Genomic DNA, 19777 nt, shown 5'->3' on the forward strand with positions numbered 1-19777 from the left:
CGCTACGTAATTTCACGGGAACTGCTCCTGGGTGACTTTCTTCAACCCATTCATAGGCCCTCTCAGCGACCAGACCCTCTCTGAAATGAATGATGTTGCGTACTATCCCAATCAACGCATCATTATCTAGTTACGCTTATTGTAGCTGACTGGAGGAGCTTGCGTCAAGTACAATTAGAAAGGATGAAATGATGAGACGAGGTTACAACCCGTATTTACTACCGCCATGGTTACGAAAAACAAGATTTTATTGCAAAGGGATCATTATCCCAATTGCCATTTTTCAATTGATCCGCCTTTTAATCGTACCGACGACAGGTGATTTTTTATTATTATGCATACTCGCAGGATTAGCTTTCCTGCTGTACAAAGACATCATTTGAACGAAAAGTGGTTGACGTCCATTCATCAGGCAATGTGGCGATGTATGACAGTACGTCATCTTTTGTCGTTAGCGAACTGCTGTCATACACTGCCACTTCCCGACTCGCTTGGTGCTTTTGGTCAAAGGCTTCTGTTTGAGTTGCTTCTGCTGAATGCTGCCCTGTCGCCTTGTCCTCCACCGCCTCTTCTTCAATTTCCGCTTCAGCGACTGCATCATCGTACGAGCATGTAACACACCAAGAAACTTTAAATGCACCGTTTTCATCGGTTGCAGTTTGGACATCCGTCGCCTCCACCTTTAAAGGCTGCGTCACTTCAGGTGGTAAATCCACGTATAATGGCACAGCATACTCAAAATACCCTGATTGTCCGTCCAATTCCACATCATCTACATAGACGGTTTCTTCCGGTAAGACGTCCTGTCGTTGACCTTCAGCAAAATCGACATTTGCAGCAATATGATAGATCCTGTCAATCGTACAGCATCGTCCGTTCGATTTTCAGTAAATCCTGCTTTCACTTTGACTGTCCCATTTTCTGAAGGGACGCCAACTTCAGATGGGAAATAAAATACTTCTTCCATATTCCATTGTAATGTTTTCATTCTCCGATTCCCTCCCCAGTATCGTTCCTTTGCCATTATATGCGAAGAAAATGAAAGTAGAAGTTGCGCGGAAAAGAATGGTGAGTTCAACACTGAATGGAACACGCATGGAATCACGAGATTCACCAGGTTGTTTTTTATCAACACAAAAACCGTGTGAAACCAAGTTTTCATGTCTTGGATTCTCACACGGTTTTGTTTAGTATCAGGTCTCAATCGCAACACTCAAATGTGTGCCCTAGCTTATCTTACTTCGCTAATTGTGCAAACACTTTATGGAAAGCTTGAACCGTCTTTTCAATATGCTCTTCTGTATGTGCAGTGGACAAGAACATGCCTTCAAATTGGGATGGTGGTAGGAATATGCCTTCTTCCGCCATCAAACGGAAGTATTCTGCGAACAGTTCCAAGTCCGATGTTCTTGCCTGGTCATAATTGTAAACTTTTTCGTTCGTGAAAAAGAAGCCAATCATAGACCCAGCACGGTTAACAGTATGCGGAATATTGCATTTCGTCGCTGCTTCACGGAAGCCCGCTTCCAATTGATCGCCAAGCTTTTTAAAATGATCGTAGGAGGCAGGCGTCAATTTTTTCAATGTCGCGATACCAGCAGTCATAGCGAGTGGATTTCCTGAAAGTGTTCCTGCTTGATAAACCGTTCCTGCTGGCGCGATGTTTTCCATAATTTCGCGTTTACCACCATATGCGCCGACTGGTAGGCCTCCACCGATAACTTTACCAAGGCAAGTAAGGTCTGGTGTTACGCCAAAATATCCTTGTGCGCAATTGTAATCTACACGGAAGCCAGTCATTACTTCATCAAAAATGAGTAGCGTGCCATTTGCTTCTGTCATTTCACGCAATGCTTCAAGGAAACCAGGTTCTGGTGGAACGACACCCATGTTCCCTGCAACCGGTTCGACAATAACACCCGCAAGGTCATCGCCAAATTGTTCAAACACTTGCTTGACACCGTCTAAGTCGTTGTATGCGACCGTAATTGTATTGTTTGCTACTCCTTCAGGCACCCCTGGACTATCTGGAAGACCGAGTGTTGCAACACCGGAACCCGCTTTAATAAGCAATGAATCGCCGTGCCCATGGTAGCATCCTTCAAACTTCAAGATTTTGTTTCTTCCTGTGTACCCTCTAGCAAGCCGTAATGCACTCATCGTCGCTTCTGTTCCCGATGAAACCATACGAACAACTTCGATGGATGGAACTCGATCGATAACGATTTGTGCCAATTCATTTTCCAATAGCGTCGGTGCACCGAAGCTCGTACCCGTTTCAGCAACCTTTTTAATAGCCTCAACGACATCCTCATCGGTATGACCTAAAATAAGCGGACCCCATGATAACACATAATCGATATATTCATTCCCATCGATATCGGTAATGATTGGTCCTTTTCCGCTTTCCATGAAAATCGGGTCCATATTGACCGATTTAAATGCACGAACTGGAGAATTCACCCCTCCAGGCATAAGCTGAACCGCTTCAGCAAAAGCTTGTTTGGATTGTTCATAGTTTCTACCCATTCAGTTTCCCTCCAACCAACGCGCTGCGTCTTTAGCATGGTATGTCATAATGAGATCTGCACCTGCACGTTTCATACTCGTCAACGTTTCCAGCACAATTTCTTTTTCGTTAATCCAACCGTTTTGTGCAGCTGCTTTCACCATGGAGTATTCTCCACTGACGTTATAAGCGACTACAGGCAACAACACATTGTTTTTCACATCACGCATAATATCCAAGTACGATAATGCAGGTTTGACGATTAAGAAATCTGCACCTTCTACAACATCTGATTCCGCTTCTCGAAGCGCTTCCATACGATTTGCCGGATCCATTTGATACGTTTTCCGGTCACCAAATTGCGGAGCAGAGTCAGCCGCATCACGGAAAGGACCGTAGTATGCAGAAGCATACTTTACTGCATAGGACATAATTGGAATATGTTCAAAGCCTGCAGCGTCCAATCCTTGTCGGATCGCAATGACAAATCCGTCCATCATATTGGATGGTGCAATAATATCGGCACCCGCTTCAGCCTGACTAATTGCCGTCTTTACTAATAAGTCTAACGATGGGTCATTCAATACTTTGTCGCCATGGACAACACCACAATGACCATGATCGGTATATTCACATAAGCAAGTATCTGCAATGACGATAAGATCAGGATACGCTTCTTTAATGAGACGTGTTGCCTGTTGCACAATTCCTTCAGCGGCGTAGGCACCTGTTCCAACTGCATCCTTCTCTGCCGGGATACCGAAAAGAATGACGGAAGGAATGCCTAATGCATGCACTTCTTTCATTTCCTCTAGTAGTCGGTCAAGTGATAATTGATAAATACCGGGCATTGAATTGATTTCGTTTTTAACATTTTCCCCTTCAATTACAAATAAAGGGTAAATGAAGTCTTCTTTACGTAAGTGTGTCTCTCTTACCATCGAACGTAATGTAGAAGAATTACGAAGACGTCGATTGCGTCGAAATTGTAGCTGTGTCATTGAATTACTTCCTTTCGCCTCGCCAAAGCGTTGACGAGTTCCTTTAACGTATAGGTCTCTGGTTTCACGTGAACGGTCGCTCCTGCAGCAAGCAACGCTTTTTCTGTTACATGCCCTATTGCGCCTATCGTGAACCCTTCCCAACCGATTATCGGTGCAGCGCCTTGTTCGTAAACATGCACGGCAGATGGGCTAGCAAATAAAATTGTACAGTTCTTCTCCGTTTTTAACAATTCCACAATGGAAATGATAGAAGCGGGCTTCGCACCTGTTTCATAAACTGTCCATTCCTCCACTTGAAACGGCAATTCCTCACGTATAATACTTCCTGCGAGAGAGCCTCTAAGAAACAGTACTTTTAAGAGGTTTGTTCCTTCTGGTTTAAACTGCTGGACAAACACATCCGCACTGAAAGTTGTAGGGATAAAAGAAACAGTAAACCCGATCTTCTCTAAAGCAGAAGCAGTCTGGCTACCTACCGCAGCAATTTTACATGGAATTTGTGCAGATTTTATAGCATGACGAAGCATTTTTTCATGAAACACCTGAACCGCATTTTGGCTTGTGAAAATAAGCCAATCATAGTGTGCGGCTTCCAACAGTCGCTCATTATCTGTTGTTTGTTCAATTTCGTTCACCTGGATGAGTGGTAAAGAATGAGGATTGCCTCCATATTCCTTCACAAGTTCTAGCGCATCTGGTGATTTTAGTGTCCCGGTAAATATGACCGTTTCACCTTGCAAAGGGTACCGTTTAGGCATCCATTTCAGCCTTCACTTTCTGGATGACTTCGGCAGCACCTTCCGCACGCAAAGTAGATGCAACAGATTTTCCTAACGCAATCGGATCTTTTCCACTGACTGTTTTTTTATAGACTTGTTTCGCATCAGGAGAAGCGATAAAACCTGTAAAAGTTATTTCCTCTCCAACAGTGTGTGCAAACCCTGCAATTGGGACTTGGCAAGATCCATCCATTTCGGATAAGAACGTTCGCTCAGCATCAACTTCATTCCACGTTTTGTCATCTGACATTTTTTTCAATTCCGTTAGCAACTCTGTATCTTCTGTGCGACATTCAATCGCTAAAGCTCCTTGTCCAACTGCAGGTATACAGTCTTCAATCGACATATACTCTGTCACGACATCGTCACTCCAGCCCATACGCTTCAAACCAGCTGCAGCCAATAAAATCGCGTCATACTCGCCATCTTGCATTTTCTTAAGACGCGTATCAATATTGCCGCGGATCCATTTAATGTCCAAGTCAGGTCGTAGCAAGAGTAATTGTGAGCTACGACGTAAACTGGATGTACCGACAACTGCTCCGACCGGCAAGTCCATGAACTTAACATGCCCTCTTGCGATATAAGCATCCCGTGCATCAACACGTGGCGGTATACAACCAATCGTTAATCCTTCCGGAAGAACGGCTGGCATATCTTTCATACTGTGGACTGCAAAATCGATCTCTTTGTTAAACAATGCTTGTTCAATTTCTTTTACGAACAAGCCTTTACCACCGACTTTGGATAGCATAACATCCAGGATTTGGTCACCTTTTGTGACGATTTCCTTCACCTCAAATTCAAAAGGAGCTCCTGCGGCCTTCATCTGATCGATGAACCAATTTGTTTGTGTCAATGCAAGCTTACTTCTTCGTGAACCTACGATGATTTTTCTCAATTGTATCTTCCTTCCGGTGGTAAGTTTATTAATTGCTCATAAAAACGAGTAAGTGTTTCTGTTTGCGTCTTACATCCAAAAATGGAATTGGGACAACTTGCTCCCTAAGAAAAAGTTGACGATAACAAATAGAAAAGCGAAGACGTTCGCCCAAGCAAAATCATTTGCTGTCAGTTTACCTCTTCGTTGTAAGAACAATACTAAACTATAAATGAAAATGATAAAAAATGAGCCAATAATTTTAATATCTGTAAGTGACCAATCATCCAGTGCAACAAATGCCCACTGTGTCCCTAAGATCAAACTAACAAATAAGATTGGTATTCCTACATAAATGGAGGCTTTCATACCTGTCAAAGAAGTTTGAAGTGCAGGTAAGCGTCCAAACTGCTTAGACCATTTTTTCTGTTTCAACAACTTATAAACTAACAAGTAGAGAATTGAGAAAACAAAAGACATGGAAAAAGCTGCATAAGAAAAGATTGCAAAAGTTATATGAATAATTAATAATTCGGATATAAGTGAATCGCCAATTGGCGACTGCTCAAGCTGTAAAGGTGCAAATGTATAGATCGTCATAAATACAAAGCCTATTCCATTCAAAAAGAAAACGGCAAAACCGACTTTCGAAACAAGTTGAAGAACCATTGATAAGCTGATCAGTAGCCATGCATAAAAATAAATCCCTTCGTAAAGGGAAAGGATTGGTAAACGTTGGGTCTCAACAAGTCGCCATAGCAGGTAGCCGCTTTGCATCATATATACGATCGATAAAATGAAAAAACCACTGCGGTGAGCCAATCTGTTTTTATTCAAGTAGTCAACAAAATAAAAAACAAGGCTCACCGCATACAGAATGACGATCACTTCATGAAATCTCGCCATTGTTAATTCAGCCATGATGCACTCTCTGCCTTTCACATGAAGATCGTATTTCATCCCTCATGTTTTTAAAATAGATGGAAATGCAACAAGTTCTTCGCATCATCATTGTGTTCGCTTCCACTAACAGGTAAAGATTTATGCAATTGGATTTGCTTGTACGCTTACATTTTTTTTCGTTTTAACGTGTTCCTCTGCTTGTCGTGCGTTTTGAAAAACCGGCTCATTTTCCAAACCAAATATCTGTTTAAACAACGCCAACTTTTCTGTTGCCTGTCCATCCATTGCCAGTTCTTTCGCTTGTAGAATCGGTTCTTTTAAGAGCTGGTTGACAATTGACTTCGTATGTTTATTCAATACCTTCTTCTCACGCTCTGACAAATTAGGCATTTTATTTAGTATACTATCCATCGTTTCAGATTGGATTGCATTCGCTTTTTCCCGTAAGGCTGTAATAAGTGGTACAACACCTAAAGTTGCAATCCATTCTTTAAATACTACGATTTCCTCTTCAATCATGAGGCCAATTTCTTCCGCAGCCCGTTTACGCTCTGCTAAATTCGCTTCAACAATCCCTTGTAAGTCGTCAATGTCATACAGGAAGACATTTGGCAACTCTCCAATACGTGGGTCCAGATCCCGAGGAACCGCTATGTCAACCATAAAGAATGGTTTTCCTTTGCGCAGTTTCTCCACCATTTGCATCAGTTCAAAGTCAATGACGTAGTCTGTAGCACCTGTAGAACTAATTAATATATCAGCTTCAAGTAATGAGCATTGTAACTCTTGCATCGATTTGGCAACACCACCAAATTGTTCAGCCATTTCTTCAGCTTTAGAAAGTGTTCGGTTTATGACCGTGACCTTTCCTGCACCACTACCATGCAGATTTTTAATAGCAAGCTCGCCCATTTTCCCTGCACCTAAAATGGCGATATGTTTATGTTGTAATGAACCAAAAATTTTCTTTCCAAGTTCAACAGCTGCATAGGAAACGGATACTGCATTATCTCCAATTGCCGTTTCGGAATGCGCGCGTTTAGCCACCGTAATCGCTCTTTTAAATAGTTCATTAAAAACTGTTCCAGTCGTTCCAATTTCTTGTGCTTTCAAGAAACTGTCACGGACTTGTCCTAAAATCTGTGTCTCACCAAGAACCATCGAATCAATTCCAGCAGCTACTCTCATCAAATGTTCGATTGCTGCATCATTTTCATAAATAAGCAAATGAGGGGAAAGATCTTCAAGCTCCATGTTAAACCAATCGGCTAAAAACCGTTTTACGTAGTAACGTCCCGTATGGACTTGATCCGCTACTGCATAAATTTCCGTCCGATTACACGTAGAAATGATGATGTTTTCCAATATGCTTTTCTCTTTTTGCAAAGTTTGCATTGCCCGCGGCAAGTCAGTCTCAACAAAAGATAACTTTTCTCTTATTTCTACTGGAGCCGTCCGGTGATTGACACCGACTACGATTGTATACATTGGGTGTTCACACCTCTCCCGTTCTTTTAAACATATCGATTATACCATATAACGATGTCGAATTCTGTAGTTTTTGTGAACAACTCTTGAACCATCAATGGTTGAATGGCAATATTTATAATGATTATCAATTAGTGTGACCTGATTGGCAGAAAAAAATCCGGACCACAAATGCTAATCCGGATTTTCTGTTATGAAACGTTATCTTTACATCCGACTTTCAATTTCGCTCCAAGCTTGTTCCATACCAATTCCTTTTTCAGATGAGAACAAAACAATCGGATCTCCTGCTCTTACATGTAATGTATCGCGGACAATCTTTTTGTGCTTTTCCCATTTTCCTTTTGGAATTTTATCAGCTTTCGTTGCAATAATGATGGTAGGGATATTGTAATGCCCTAAAAAATCATACATGACGCAATCATCAGCGCTTGGGGGATGACGAAGGTCGACGATTTGAATAACTGCACGTAGCTGTTCTCGTCCCGTCAAATACCGCTCAATCATTTTGCCCCATGCTTCTCGCTCGGATTTTGACACTTTTGCATAGCCATATCCTGGTACATCTACAAAAAACAATTTTTCTTCAATTTTATAAAAGTTTAGCGTTTGTGTCTTTCCTGGTTTGGAAGATGTTCTCGCTAAACTTTTTCGACCGATCATCTTATTGATGAAAGACGATTTTCCAACATTGGAGCGTCCCGCTAATGCAAATTCCGGGAATCCATCATCTGGATATTGCTCAGGTTTTACGGCACTCATAATCATTTCTACTTGATTGACTTTCATTCGGAAGCCTCCTCTAATGCAATTGCTAATACTTCTTCAGCATCCGAAACAAGCTTGAATGACAGCTCACTACGTACACTTTCCGGTATATCTTCAATATCACGCTCATTCGCCATCGGTAAAATAATGGTTGTTAAACCTGCTCGATGGGCACTGAGCGATTTTTCCTTCACTCCACCAATTTGTAAAACTCGTCCTCTTAGCGTAATCTCGCCTGTCATGCCGACTTCACGTCGAACAGGCTTGTTCGTTAACGAAGAGACAAGCGCAGTTGCAATTGTCACACCTGCAGAAGGACCATCTTTTGGTACTGCCCCTTGTGGAACATGGATATGAATATCGTTCGTTTCATAAAATTCCGGGTCGATGTTAAACTGCTCCGCTTTCGATCGGACATACGAAAGCGCTGTTTGGGCAGATTCCTTCATGACGTCCCCTAATTTCCCAGTCAAGATGAGTTTACCTTTCCCGGGCGATAATGAAACTTCAATTTGTAAAGTATCTCCGCCTACGGATGTATACGCTAAACCGGTCGCAACACCGATCTGATTTTTCAGTTCCGCTTGACCATAATCGTGCTTTCTCTTACCAAGTAGTGACTCCAAAGTGTTGGCACTTACGGTCACACTTTTCTTTTCGCCAGTCACGATTTGTTTAGCTGCCCTTCGACATACGCGTGCCACTTCACGTTCAAGTCCACGGACGCCTGCTTCACGTGTATAGTAGCGGACGATATGCATAATCGCTTCATCATTAAAACGAACTTGGGATTTCGTTAAACCGTGTTCCTTCAATTGTTTAGGAATCAAATGATTTTTTGCGATTGCCCGCTTTTCAACCTCTGTATAACCTGGAATTGAAATGACTTCCATTCGATCTCTCAATGGACCCGGGATGGCATTGACATCATTTGATGTTGCAATGAATAAAACACCTGACAAATCATAAGGTTCCTCAATATAATGATCACTGAACGCATGGTTCTGTTCAGGATCTAACACTTCTAACATCGCTGCAGAAGGATCTCCTCTAAAATCATTTGACATTTTATCAATTTCATCTAACAAGAAAACAGGGTTAATCTTTCCTGCCTTTTTCATCCCTTGAATGATTCGACCAGGCATGGCCCCAACGTATGTCCGTCGATGACCCCGAATTTCAGACTCATCTCGAACACCACCAAGGGAAATACGCACAAAATCCCTGCCTAACGATTCTGCAATGGAACGGGCAAGTGAAGTTTTACCAACACCTGGTGGTCCGTCCAGACATAGGATTGGCCCTCTTAGTGAATTTGTCATTTGACGGACAGCTAAGTATTCTAAAATACGTTCTTTAACAGATTCTAGCCCTTCATGATCACGATCTAGAATCTCTTCAGATCGATTAATGTCAAGTTGGTCTGCAGACGCATCTGTCCAAGGCAGTGCCACAAGCCAGTCAAGATAATTACGAATTACACCGCTTTCGGCTGAAGCCGAATGCGCTTTTTCATAACGCTGCAATTCACGATAGGCTACAACTTTTACATGTTCAGGCATCCCTGAAGCTTCAATTTTCTCTGTTATCTCAACAATTTCAATGTTTTTTCCATCTTTATCACCAAGCTCTTTTTGAATGGCTTTCATTTGTTCACGTAAGTAAAACTCTTTCTGAGTCCGTTCCATCGCCAACTTTACGCGATTGTTTATTTTGTTTTCCAATTCTAATATCGCTTGCTCATCATGGAGTTTGTGTACGAGAAATTCCAATCGTTTTTTGACATTACTCATTTCAAGAATTTCTTGCTTAGCTGCCAGCTTTAACGGTAGATGGGAAGCAACTGTGTCTGCGAATCTTCCTGGCTCTTCGATCGATGCAATCGAATCGTACGTCTCTTGGGAGATTTTTGATGAATTTTTGGCGTACTTCTTGAAATACGGGAGCAATGTACGCTTTAGCGCTATCATTTCTGCATCATTCTCTTCCTTTGCAGGAATAACCTTCACATCGACGACAGGATATAGATCTGCTTCTTCATAATTGCTCCATTCCGCTCGTTCCAAGCCTTCAAGTTGGATTCGGTATGTACCATTCGGTAGTTCATTCAACGATTTTACATGGGCCAACAAACCAATTGTGTACAGATCATCCGCTTCAGGTATTTCGACACTTGTATCTTTTTGAGAAGCGAGCATGATGATATTCCCATTTGCAATGGCGTGTTCGACTGCAAACACTGAGCGTTCGCGCCCCACATCAATATGTAAAACCATCTTAGGAAACATTAACATTCCGCGTAATGGTAAAAGGGGAACGTTTACTTTTGTTTCAATATCCATGCAGTAGTCACCTCCGAAAGTTCCTATCTTATGTATGTCCAATATTCGCAATTCATATAAGGTGGAAAAAGCCGACAACCGATGAGCGAATGAATCGCCTCGCCGGAGTCGGCTTTGTCCCTCCTGTTATCATGCCGTGTTCTTTTCTGGATCCAAATCAAATTCAGATCCATCTTCCCGATAAAGAATCGGGCTGGACTTTTTTAGAACAGCGTCTTTCGTAATGATGCATTCTGTTACTTCCTCCAAAGAAGGAAGTTCATACATAATATCTAACATGATATTCTCAATTATAGAACGCAATCCACGAGCACCTGTTTTTCGAACAATCGCCTCTTTAGCGATTTCAAGAAGCGCCTCTTCTTCAAAACGTAATGCAACGCCATCGAGTTCAACCATCTTTTGGTACTGCTTGACAATTGCATTTTTTGGAACCGTTAAAATTTGATACAGCGTATCTTCATTTAATTGCTCCAAAGTAGCGATAACCGGTAGACGACCGATAAATTCCGGAATCAATCCAAAGCGTTGTAAGTCTTCAGGAATCAGTTTAGAAAGTAAGGAAGCTTCTTCATCAGCTTTCTCAATATCCGTTCCGAATCCAATCACTTTTTGACCCGTACGACGCTTAATGATTTCTTCCATCCCGTCAAATGCTCCACCTACGATAAATAAAATATTTGTCGTATCGATTTGCAGGAATTCCTGATGTGGGTGCTTTCTTCCTCCTTGTGGTGGTACACTTGCTACCGTTCCCTCAAGGATTTTCAAAAGCGCTTGCTGTACGCCTTCACCAGAAACGTCCCGTGTAATCGAAGCATTTTCGGATTTACGAGCAACTTTATCGATTTCATCAATATAGATAATTCCTTTTTCAGCTCGTTCAATATCGAAATCTGCAGCTTGGATAAGCTTCAACAAAATATTTTCCACGTCTTCACCGACATAGCCGGCTTCAGTTAGGGAAGTTGCATCTGCAATCGCAAATGGAACGTCCAAAATACGTGCCAACGTTTGAGCTAATAGTGTTTTCCCGCTTCCAGTAGGTCCTATTAAGACAATGTTTGACTTTGCAATTTCCACATCATCTACTTTACTGTTCGTATTAATCCGTTTGTAGTGGTTATATACCGCCACAGCCAATGATTTCTTAGCTCTATCTTGACCGATAATATATTCATCAAGAATACTTTGTATTTCACGTGGTTTCGGTACGTCTTTAAGCTCAAAGTGCTCTTCAAGGCCTACTTCTTCCTCAACGATTTCAGCACAGAGCTCGACACACTCATCACAAATATAAACACCTTGACCAGCAACAAGTTTCCTTACTTGGTCTTGGGTTTTACCACAAAATGAACAACTCAAGTTGTCTTTTTCATCGTTAAATTTGAACATCAAGCTCACCCCTATCAAGTGACAATCTTACAAGATTCCCCCGTTTTTATCAACTAATTAGAACTTATCCTCTTTTCCCACAGGTTCAATTCGTCCTATGAAAAACAAGGTACGGGAAAGCCGCACCTTGTATGATTGTGTCTACTTATTCAGTGATTTTTGCGTTGTCAACGAGGAATTCCACTGTTTTATTCAAACGCAAGTCGTTTTCAAGAACTTTCGTTCCACCTAGTGTTTGTTTAATTTGGTCAACTTCCATTCCAAATTGCTTAGACATCTTTTCAAGTTCTGCGTTCACTTCTTCTTCAGTTACTTGAAGATCTTCAGCTTTGCCAATTGCTTCTAGTGTCAATGATACACGCACACGGTTAAGTGCATCGTCTTTCATTTGGCTACGAAGAGCTGCTTCGTCTTGACCAGAGAATTGGAAGTATAGGTCAAGGTTCATACCTTGCATTTGCAAACGTTGACCGAACTCTTGCATCATGCGATCCACTTCAGAATCTACCATTACTTCAGGTACTTCGAATTCTGCGTTCGCTGCAGCTTTTTCGACAAGCTCGTCACGCAATGCAGCATCAGCAGCATTTTTCTTTTCTTCAGCAGTCTTTTCTTTTAACTTTGTGCGAAGTGCTTCAAGGCTTTCGACTTCTTCGTCAATTTCTTGAGCTAGTTCGTCGTTTAGTTCAGGAATTTCTTTTGTTTTGATTTCATTGATTTTCACTTTGAATACAGCTGGTTTACCTGCTAATTCAGCAGCATGGTATTCTTCAGGGAATGAAAGCTCTACGTCTTTCTCTTCGCCCACTTTAAGGCCGATTAATTGCTCTTCAAAACCTGGAATGAATGAACCAGATCCAATTTGCAAGTCGTATCCTTCAGATTTCCCGCCTTCAAACGCTTCACCATCAACGAACCCTTCAAAGTCAATGTTCGCAGTGTCGCCGTCTTCAATTGCTCCATCTTCTTTTACAACCATCTCTGCAAGCGCTTGTTGACGATCTTTCAATTGCTCCTCAATCTCTTCATCCGTCACAGCCGTTTCTTGGCGAGTTACTTCAAGACCTTTGTAGTCTCCAAGTGAAACTTCCGGCTTTAATGTAACAATCGCTCTGAATACAAGCGCTTTGCCTTGTTCCATTTCGTCGATTTCAATTTCAGGTTGAGCAATCGGCTCCACACCTGACTCGTCTAGTGCATTGCCATAAGCTTCCGGTAGGATGATATCAAGTGCGTCATTATAAAGAGCTTCCACTCCGTACATTCTATCAAACATTTTACGAGGCATTTTCCCTTTACGGAATCCAGGTGCTTGAACTTTCTTTACAACTTTTTTAAACGCTTCATCGATCGCAGCGTTCACTTTTTCTGCTGGCACCTCAACTGTGAGTGTACCTTTATTACCTTCTTGTTTTTCCCAATTAACTGACATTAGTAAATACCTCCGAATCATTTATGACAAGTATAATATCGCATGTTAATACGCCATTTACAACCACTATAGTATATCATAGTCTTTCGATCTTTCAACAGATTTACTGCTACTTATTGTTCAGTTTGTTCATCAATTGATTGGATCAAGTTCATTAATTCCGAATCAATCCACTTTTCCCCAGTAAACAAACCGTCTATGTAATGAATATAGCCTTGCGCAACTTCTTCCGCAGAAAAGCCTTCCCAACTGAATGGGTATGCAATGATGCCATAACGCAAGCTCGCTTCAATCGCCATTTGCATCCTCGATGGATCTTTTTCGTTAAGGTCGCTTATCCGATCAATTACTTCCCGTGTTTTTTCATCTTGGTTCGGCAAATGTAATTCAGTGGGTACGACCGCTTTTTCAAATCCGAATTTCTTCACAGTCAATGTTTTATCGCAAGCAGCGTCACGTAAAAGAACGAGCGCATATGTAACAACTAGAGGATGAATCTCTTCATGTTCGGCTATCTCAGCGAGTAATTTTAAACTTTCCGCCTCAACCTGGCGATTCTCCATTGACGCTACTATTTGTTGTTGCACTTCAGGTGTGTTCGCTAAAAACTCTTCAATTGTCAGTGCTTCTTGTAGTTCTATCATTGGTTCTTCCGAGATAGCGTAGCGGCTCGCTAATCGATTATTTAAATCACGTAAATAGTTGAACTTCTGTATCATGTCTGGTGGTACAATATTTTCCTCGAGCAGTGTAGCGATGGTCATTTCCACTTCTTCATACTCTTGCAATTGAATACTGATTGCTAAATACAATTCCATCGCATCTAAATACTCTGCTGCTCCACTATGTAATAATTTCGTAGCGATTTCTTTCGCTTTTTCAAAGTTTCTCGTTTCATATAAAGAAACAGCATACGGTGCCAACAAACGCATATTGTCCGGGTCAAAATGATAAACCTGGTCAAAGGATTCAACCGCAAGTTCGTAGTCCACATCCTCAACGGCATCCAGTCCTTTTTCAATCAGCCCATCCAATGCGCCTGGAAATACAACGATATTATCTTTTTTCAGCAATTTCCCATACTTATTTCGCACGGCATTCACCTTCTTTCATCCTCTCCACTATACCACATAGCATTTTCCAACTGGAATCGATTTATGCATCGGCGTTCAATGAATATTACGTTACAACAGGACTTTCATTCCTTCCATTAGACAAGAAAAAAGAAGGAAGTGGATTACCCCTTCTTCCTTCTATCGAAAGCTGCTGTTAAGCGACAGCTTTTTTACACGCCTCTGCGCATTTACGGCAAGCTTCTGCACACTGTTTACAATGTTCATGGTCATGTTTGTCACATTCTTCTTCACATTGCTCACAAATTTTCGCACACAACTCCATAATTTCTTTTACAAACGGACTATTACGTGTAATTGCTTGTGCCGTATACGCACATATATCTGCACATTCACGGTCTAGACGAATGCAGTCCGCCATCATCTTCACGTTTTCTTCACCTAGGCAAGCATCGTAACATCTGTTGCACGCTTCCAAGCATTCCAAACAGGCTTGGAGACATTCTTCATAGTTCACGTTCATTTGCTCAGCTCCTTTTATGAAGTTCGTTACTCTCTTCCCCACATAAGAAGGTGTAAAACCTCTTCGATCACTCTACTAAAACTTGTCCCATCATTCCATTATCTTCATGTTCGAGTATATGACAATGGAACATATACAACCCTTTATTTTTAAATTGAATGGCAATCTTCACTGTCTCATCGGGATGTACAGCAATGCTGTCTTTCCATCCTTGTTGATTCTCTGGAGGTGCAGCGCCATCTCTGCTAATAATCTTGAATTGTGCACCATGAACATGGAACGGATGAATCATTCCACCCATCATGTCCGGCTTATTATAAATTTCCCATACTTCAGTAACGCCTTGCTCTTGTGTAAAGTCGATTCGGTCCGGGTCGAATTTCTTCCCGTTAATCGTCACATGATCCATCATCCCGAATAATTCTACCGTCTTATTAACTGGCAAGTTCTTTTCCTCAGCAGTCAGCGTGAAATCATTTAACTGTGTCGATAATTCGCTTGCCACTCCATTTGAATGAGCAATGTCAAAAGGCAACAGCACGGAGCCATCTTCATTCACTAATGCCAAATCAGAAGTTGCATCAATTGCTTGATAGTCAATGACAATCTCCGCTCTTTCAGAAGGTGTCAAAGTGACTTCCTGAACGGTTACAGGCTCGTTCAAAAAACCGCCATCCGTACCAATTTGAACAAACGAATCCCCACTATTTAACTTCAATGTGTAATTTCTCGCATTCGAGCCATTTACGATTCGCAACCGTACTTTCTCTTTCTCCACTGTCAACTTCGGATTGACCGTTCCATTTATGAGTAACGTATCACCGATTGTGCCGTCTTCATTTCGAGCTTCACGATAATTCAATTGATGGTTCTCATCAAACATCTTATCTTGAATGATTAACGGAAAATCATTTTTCCCGTAGTCATCCGGCACATTAAGATGCTTTGAGTTTTCATCCTCAATAAAAATTAAACCAGCCAATCCGTTGTATACTTGATCTGCAGTATTTCCATGAGGATGAGGGTGAAACCACAGTGTTGCCGCTTCTTGTGTCACCTTAAACTCAATTACTCTCTCCTCACCCGGTTGTAGTGCATCATGAGGGCCACCGTCTGCATCAGCAGCCACTTCCAACCCATGCCAATGGAAAGTTGTCTCTTGATCAAGTTCATTAATTGTCCGGATTTTAATCGTTTCTCCTTTTGTAAACTGGAGCATGGGGCCTAAAAACGTTCCATTGTAGCCATACGTTTTCGTTTTACTTCCATTAAATATTTGAGTTTCCCCTTTTTGAGCCCTTACCGTGTAAGTGACATCACCATCTATATTCCGCTCAAGAACCGGTGGGACAATCAATTCATTTTCACCTGTAGAATCTTTTAATTGCATTACTTCATCATGACTCATATGGCCTTCCATTTCACCATGACTCATACCGTCTTCCATTTCATCATGATTCATCATTGTCTGATCCGTACGGACTTCTGCAGGCTCCTCTTTCACACAGCCGCTCAATATTAGGAAGCCCCCTAACATCATCAGTGCGAGTTTGTTGCTATTCATCATCGTTTCCTCCAATACTTCACCATCGTTCGTTACGTAGCGTAGCAAATAAATAAGGAAAATCTATGCATATCGTAATCAATTCATCACAAATAGGAAGGAGTTCTCATTTGTAGGAATTACACTTGAGAGGATGGAACTGTTTACACGAGTCATTTCAAGTAAAATTCAACTCCAGTAAGTCACAGTATCCAATAATCCTATGATGATAAGCATGACACCTGCCACTTTTTGAATAGCAGCACCAATCTTGACACTTGTTCGCATAATCCGTTTGTCTACGTTAAAAAACCAAATAAACACAAACAACAAAATAAGAGGAAATGCAGTAGCTATACCAAAAACAGCTGGAAGAATTAAGCCATAGGACGTGGCAGTGACAACAGGCATAAGCCAACCGAAAAACAAAATGAACATTGTCGGACAAAATGCGACTGAAAAACTTGCACCAAACAGAAAAGAACCAAGCTTCCCGTCAAGTAACCGTTGAGGGACATGTATCGCTAATCGATTTAAAAAGCGCATCTTTACAATCCCGAGAAGTACAAGACCTGTAAGGACAATGAGGGGACCGATAACCTTTCGGAAGATTGGAAAATAGCCTACTAAGGATGATTCAAATTGTTGGCCAAACAACCATGCGAAAAGCCCAAATACGCTAAAAACAACAATTTTACCCAGTATGAAAAACAGGACTTCTTTCCAATCACTCTTTGTTTGTACAGATCGTTGCCCATACAGCGTCATCGCACTTATATTGCCTGTTAGCTGACAAGGAGCAGCCGCACCAATTACACCGAGTAATAGTGCAACAACTAGGGGGTAATCCCAAAATGAATTGATGAGTCGAGTCATTGGCTCGGTAATACTTACACTTATCTCAGATAAGATTCCATACAAATGTAAAACACCTCCTATATTTCTTAGCGACTTGATTTATTTCTTTTACTTTTTCAGTAATCGATTCCACCAAAATCTCTTTATCCCCATTTATAACCAATCCCCCACACAGTATGGAGAAATTCCTCGATTGGAAAACCAGCCGCTTTCAATTTTTCCCGTAGATTTCTAATGTGTGAATCTACTGTACGAATGTCCGTGTAGGTGTTGTAATCCCATGCAGTACGCAGTAACTGCTCTCGCGTATACGTCCTTTTCGGATTGCTAATTAACGTATGAATAATGGAATACTCTTTCAGTGTCAGATAGGCTTCAACATGCCTATATTTCAACGAGTACGTGTCGTGACTTAAGATGAATTCACCATTTACCGTTGTATTTTCGTCTTCCTGTTTATGCACTCTTCGAAGTAACGCATTCACTCTTGCAACGAGTTCACCTTCATCAAACGGTTTTGTAACGTAGTCATCAGCGCCAACATCTAATCCTCGAACAACGTCTAATTTATCTGCCCTTGCAGTCAACATAATAATCGGCACATTTACTTGTTGGCGAATCATTTCACATACTTCCCAGCCATCCATGAAAGGCATCATAATATCCAAAATGACAAGATCTATTTGTTGTGACTGGATCATTTCAATCCCTTTTTCACCACTCTCCGCTTTCAAACAGGCAAATCCATGTGGAGCTAAAAATAATTCAAGTAAATTAAGCATTCTTTGTTCATCATCGATGAGTAGGATCTTTCGCAATGTAATCTCCCCTTTCAACTTATAGTTTCACTATAAAAGTGGAGCCAGTGCCAACGCGGCTTTCTACATAAATGACACCATCGTGCGCTTCAACTAGCTCCTTCACAATCGCTAGTCCTAATCCTGAGCCTCCAGACGTACGTGAACGAGATTTCTCAACTCGATACAACTTGTCAAAAATCCGGTCAATTTCATCATGAGGAATACCAATTCCTTCGTCAGAGACCTGTAGGACTGCATTAGCACCCTCCTCGTATACGGTCATCGTTACGTCCGTATTCGCTTCTGAATATTTCAATGCATTATCCAACAAATTCAATAGAATTTGTTCCAAGCGTAAGGGATCTGCAAACAGTTGAAAGTCTTTTTCACATAAAATGGTTAGGTTGATGTTTTTCAGTTCAAATGAAGGTTGTACGAGACGATATAATTCCTTTGCAAATCGTTGTGCCGAGAAATACGTCTTTTCAACCGTAAAAGACAATTCATCCATTTTCGCTAACTCCATTAAATCTTTCACAAGTTCCTTCATTCGGTTCGATTCTTCCGCAATGATCTTCAAGTATTCCATTCTTTCCTCATCCGTAAGCTCATTTCTCATCGCCACTTTCAAGTAGCCGATCATATACGTCAGGGGCGTGCTAAGTTCATGGGAAATCGACGCTAAAAATTCATTTCGCTCCGTTTTCATAGTTTCCAAGTCCGTCGCCAGTTCCATAATGGCCATAGACAGTTCTCCGAGTTCATCTTTTCCTGCATTCGGCAAACTAACACGAAAATCTCCTTCACGTAATTTTTCAGTTGCTTCTTTCATATGTACGAGCGGACGCGTTAAAAACTTGGATAGGACAAGATAAATGACAAACAAAATGATTATGCTTACACCGCCTGCTAAACCGAAATGCAAGTTGACACGGTCGACTAATCGTTGAATAGGTTCAGTCTTTTGGAACATCACTACATGACCTGACCAATCCGCTATTTGATAAGGATGAACACTCACAATATACTCCGAGTTTTTCCAATCATCTAATAGCAACTGATCATCTTCTCGGCGAGAACCGTCCAATAGCTTCAAATACTTATTCAAAGCAAGAATGTTTTCGGCTGAACTCTGAATAACCTCATCGTTTTCTCCCGTGATAACTACTTCGCTTTCCTTGCCGTATTCCATTAAGACGATATGATTCATCGTCTCTTCAGAATAGTAATCCTCTAACACCTCACGATGGTTAGAGCCATTAGCCATCACTCTCTCAAACTCTTCTTCAATTCGCGCGTGAATTATCGTTTGGTGCAGATAGATCATAAGAATCGATTCAAGCAAAAGAAATGACAAGATAAAGTAGGCAGCTAGTTTTGTGGAAATTCTCTTCAACATCCTCACCTCCCAATACATCTCAATCTATTATAGAAAATGATTATGAAAAAGATATGCAGAAAGGTTTGATGGACATTCAAT

The 19777-nt window shown here is 41.3% G+C and carries 19 protein-coding genes and 1 other annotated feature (1 of these 20 cut by a window edge); of the genes, 1 reads left to right on the plus strand and 18 read right to left on the minus strand.

The window, feature by feature from the left end; all coding sequences use genetic code 11:
* Window positions 1-124: a binding site (T-box leader), on the minus strand (it extends 96 nt beyond the left edge of the window).
* 67 nt (window positions 125-191) lie between these two features.
* Entirely contained in the window at window positions 192-383 is a 192-nt protein-coding gene (locus tag ACVHUV_RS18880; protein WP_317942333.1) for a YszA family small membrane protein, read from the plus strand.
* On the opposite strand, the gene ACVHUV_RS15410 is transcribed toward ACVHUV_RS18880, so the two are convergent.
* The 18 genes from ACVHUV_RS15410 to ACVHUV_RS15495 form a co-directional block, all read right to left on the minus strand.
* Window positions 351-761 (minus strand): hypothetical protein, encoded by a 411-nt coding sequence (locus ACVHUV_RS15410; protein WP_462085186.1) that lies wholly within the window; start codon window positions 759-761, stop codon window positions 351-353. The two genes, ACVHUV_RS18880 and ACVHUV_RS15410, sit on opposite strands and share 33 nt — an antisense overlap.
* Before the next feature lie 11 nt (window positions 762-772).
* The gene (locus tag ACVHUV_RS15415; RefSeq protein ID WP_462085187.1) at window positions 773-988 is read right to left on the minus strand and encodes a hypothetical protein; all 216 of its coding nucleotides are present in this window, start codon (window positions 986-988) and stop codon (window positions 773-775) included.
* Between the two features lie 248 nt (window positions 989-1236).
* Window positions 1237-2529, minus strand: coding sequence for a glutamate-1-semialdehyde 2,1-aminomutase (gene hemL, locus ACVHUV_RS15420; protein WP_462085188.1), 1293 nt, complete (start codon window positions 2527-2529; stop codon window positions 1237-1239).
* A complete protein-coding gene (gene hemB / locus ACVHUV_RS15425) occupies window positions 2530-3510 on the minus strand; it encodes a porphobilinogen synthase (RefSeq protein ID WP_371389441.1) in 981 nt (326 codons plus the stop codon).
* Window positions 3507-4271 carry a uroporphyrinogen-III synthase gene (locus tag ACVHUV_RS15430; RefSeq protein ID WP_462085189.1) on the minus strand — a complete coding sequence of 255 codons (765 nt, stop codon included), beginning with the start codon at window positions 4269-4271 and terminating at the stop codon, window positions 3507-3509. Before ACVHUV_RS15430 ends, hemB begins: the two co-directional genes overlap by 4 nt.
* Window positions 4264-5193 carry a hydroxymethylbilane synthase gene (gene hemC / locus ACVHUV_RS15435; RefSeq protein WP_462085190.1) on the minus strand — a complete coding sequence of 310 codons (930 nt, stop codon included), beginning with the start codon at window positions 5191-5193 and terminating at the stop codon, window positions 4264-4266. The genes ACVHUV_RS15430 and hemC overlap by 8 nt, the downstream gene beginning before the upstream one ends.
* 69 nt (window positions 5194-5262) lie before the next feature.
* Window positions 5263-6093 (minus strand): cytochrome c biogenesis protein CcsA, encoded by an 831-nt coding sequence (gene ccsA, locus ACVHUV_RS15440; protein WP_317942334.1) that lies wholly within the window; start codon window positions 6091-6093, stop codon window positions 5263-5265.
* Window positions 6094-6213: 120 nt separating this feature from the next.
* Entirely contained in the window at window positions 6214-7563 is a 1350-nt protein-coding gene (gene hemA / locus ACVHUV_RS15445; RefSeq protein ID WP_462085191.1) for a glutamyl-tRNA reductase, read from the minus strand.
* A gap of 207 nt (window positions 7564-7770) precedes the next feature.
* Window positions 7771-8352, minus strand: coding sequence for a ribosome biogenesis GTP-binding protein YihA/YsxC (yihA, locus tag ACVHUV_RS15450; RefSeq protein WP_317942290.1), 582 nt, complete (start codon window positions 8350-8352; stop codon window positions 7771-7773).
* Window positions 8349-10673: an endopeptidase La gene (gene lon, locus ACVHUV_RS15455; protein ID WP_462085192.1), complete on the minus strand. Its 2325-nt coding sequence runs from the start codon at window positions 10671-10673 to the stop codon at window positions 8349-8351. The genes yihA and lon overlap by 4 nt, the downstream gene beginning before the upstream one ends.
* 129 nt (window positions 10674-10802) lie before the next feature.
* Window positions 10803-12068 carry an ATP-dependent protease ATP-binding subunit ClpX gene (gene clpX / locus ACVHUV_RS15460; RefSeq protein ID WP_462085193.1) on the minus strand — a complete coding sequence of 422 codons (1266 nt, stop codon included), beginning with the start codon at window positions 12066-12068 and terminating at the stop codon, window positions 10803-10805.
* Between the two features lie 145 nt (window positions 12069-12213).
* On the minus strand, window positions 12214-13500 hold the full coding sequence (gene tig / locus ACVHUV_RS15465) for a trigger factor (RefSeq protein ID WP_371389436.1): 1287 nt from the start codon (window positions 13498-13500) through the stop codon (window positions 12214-12216).
* Between the two features lie 113 nt (window positions 13501-13613).
* Window positions 13614-14594, minus strand: coding sequence for a tetratricopeptide repeat protein (locus tag ACVHUV_RS15470; RefSeq protein WP_462085194.1), 981 nt, complete (start codon window positions 14592-14594; stop codon window positions 13614-13616).
* 175 nt (window positions 14595-14769) lie between these two features.
* A complete protein-coding gene (locus tag ACVHUV_RS15475) occupies window positions 14770-15096 on the minus strand; it encodes a four-helix bundle copper-binding protein (RefSeq protein WP_462085195.1) in 327 nt (108 codons plus the stop codon).
* Between the two features lie 67 nt (window positions 15097-15163).
* Window positions 15164-16660: a multicopper oxidase family protein gene (locus ACVHUV_RS15480; protein WP_462085196.1), complete on the minus strand. Its 1497-nt coding sequence runs from the start codon at window positions 16658-16660 to the stop codon at window positions 15164-15166.
* A gap of 168 nt (window positions 16661-16828) precedes the next feature.
* Window positions 16829-17560, minus strand: a complete 732-nt coding sequence (locus ACVHUV_RS15485; protein ID WP_462085197.1) for an urease accessory protein UreH domain-containing protein — start codon at window positions 17558-17560, stop codon at window positions 16829-16831.
* 80 nt (window positions 17561-17640) lie between these two features.
* The gene (locus tag ACVHUV_RS15490) at window positions 17641-18315 is read right to left on the minus strand and encodes a response regulator transcription factor (protein WP_462085198.1); all 675 of its coding nucleotides are present in this window, start codon (window positions 18313-18315) and stop codon (window positions 17641-17643) included.
* Window positions 18316-18334: 19 nt separating this feature from the next.
* Entirely contained in the window at window positions 18335-19693 is a 1359-nt protein-coding gene (locus ACVHUV_RS15495) for a sensor histidine kinase (RefSeq protein ID WP_462085199.1), read from the minus strand.
* Window positions 19694-19777 lie beyond the last annotated feature (84 nt).

It is taken from the genome of Sporosarcina saromensis, assembly GCF_054901285.1.

What these genes read in the sequence shown, in the direction of transcription:
- ACVHUV_RS18880 (WP_317942333.1), top strand. Translation starts at nt 192, where the DNA reads ATGAGACGAGGTTACAACCCGTATTTACTACCGCCATGGTTACGAAAA.
- ACVHUV_RS15415 (WP_462085187.1), bottom strand. Translation starts at nt 988, where the DNA reads ATGAAAACATTACAATGGAATATGGAAGAAGTATTTTATTTCCCATCT.
- hemL (WP_462085188.1), bottom strand. Translation starts at nt 2,529, where the DNA reads ATGGGTAGAAACTATGAACAATCCAAACAAGCTTTTGCTGAAGCGGTT.
- hemB (WP_371389441.1), bottom strand. Translation starts at nt 3,510, where the DNA reads ATGACACAGCTACAATTTCGACGCAATCGACGTCTTCGTAATTCTTCT.
- ACVHUV_RS15430 (WP_462085189.1), bottom strand. Translation starts at nt 4,271, where the DNA reads ATGCCTAAACGGTACCCTTTGCAAGGTGAAACGGTCATATTTACCGGG.
- ccsA (WP_317942334.1), bottom strand. Translation starts at nt 6,093, where the DNA reads ATGGCTGAATTAACAATGGCGAGATTTCATGAAGTGATCGTCATTCTG.
- hemA (WP_462085191.1), bottom strand. Translation starts at nt 7,563, where the DNA reads ATGTATACAATCGTAGTCGGTGTCAATCACCGGACGGCTCCAGTAGAA.
- yihA (WP_317942290.1), bottom strand. Translation starts at nt 8,352, where the DNA reads ATGAAAGTCAATCAAGTAGAAATGATTATGAGTGCCGTAAAACCTGAG.
- lon (WP_462085192.1), bottom strand. Translation starts at nt 10,673, where the DNA reads ATGGATATTGAAACAAAAGTAAACGTTCCCCTTTTACCATTACGCGGA.
- clpX (WP_462085193.1), bottom strand. Translation starts at nt 12,068, where the DNA reads ATGTTCAAATTTAACGATGAAAAAGACAACTTGAGTTGTTCATTTTGT.
- tig (WP_371389436.1), bottom strand. Translation starts at nt 13,500, where the DNA reads ATGTCAGTTAATTGGGAAAAACAAGAAGGTAATAAAGGTACACTCACA.
- ACVHUV_RS15475 (WP_462085195.1), bottom strand. Translation starts at nt 15,096, where the DNA reads ATGAACGTGAACTATGAAGAATGTCTCCAAGCCTGTTTGGAATGCTTG.
- ACVHUV_RS15480 (WP_462085196.1), bottom strand. Translation starts at nt 16,660, where the DNA reads ATGAATAGCAACAAACTCGCACTGATGATGTTAGGGGGCTTCCTAATA.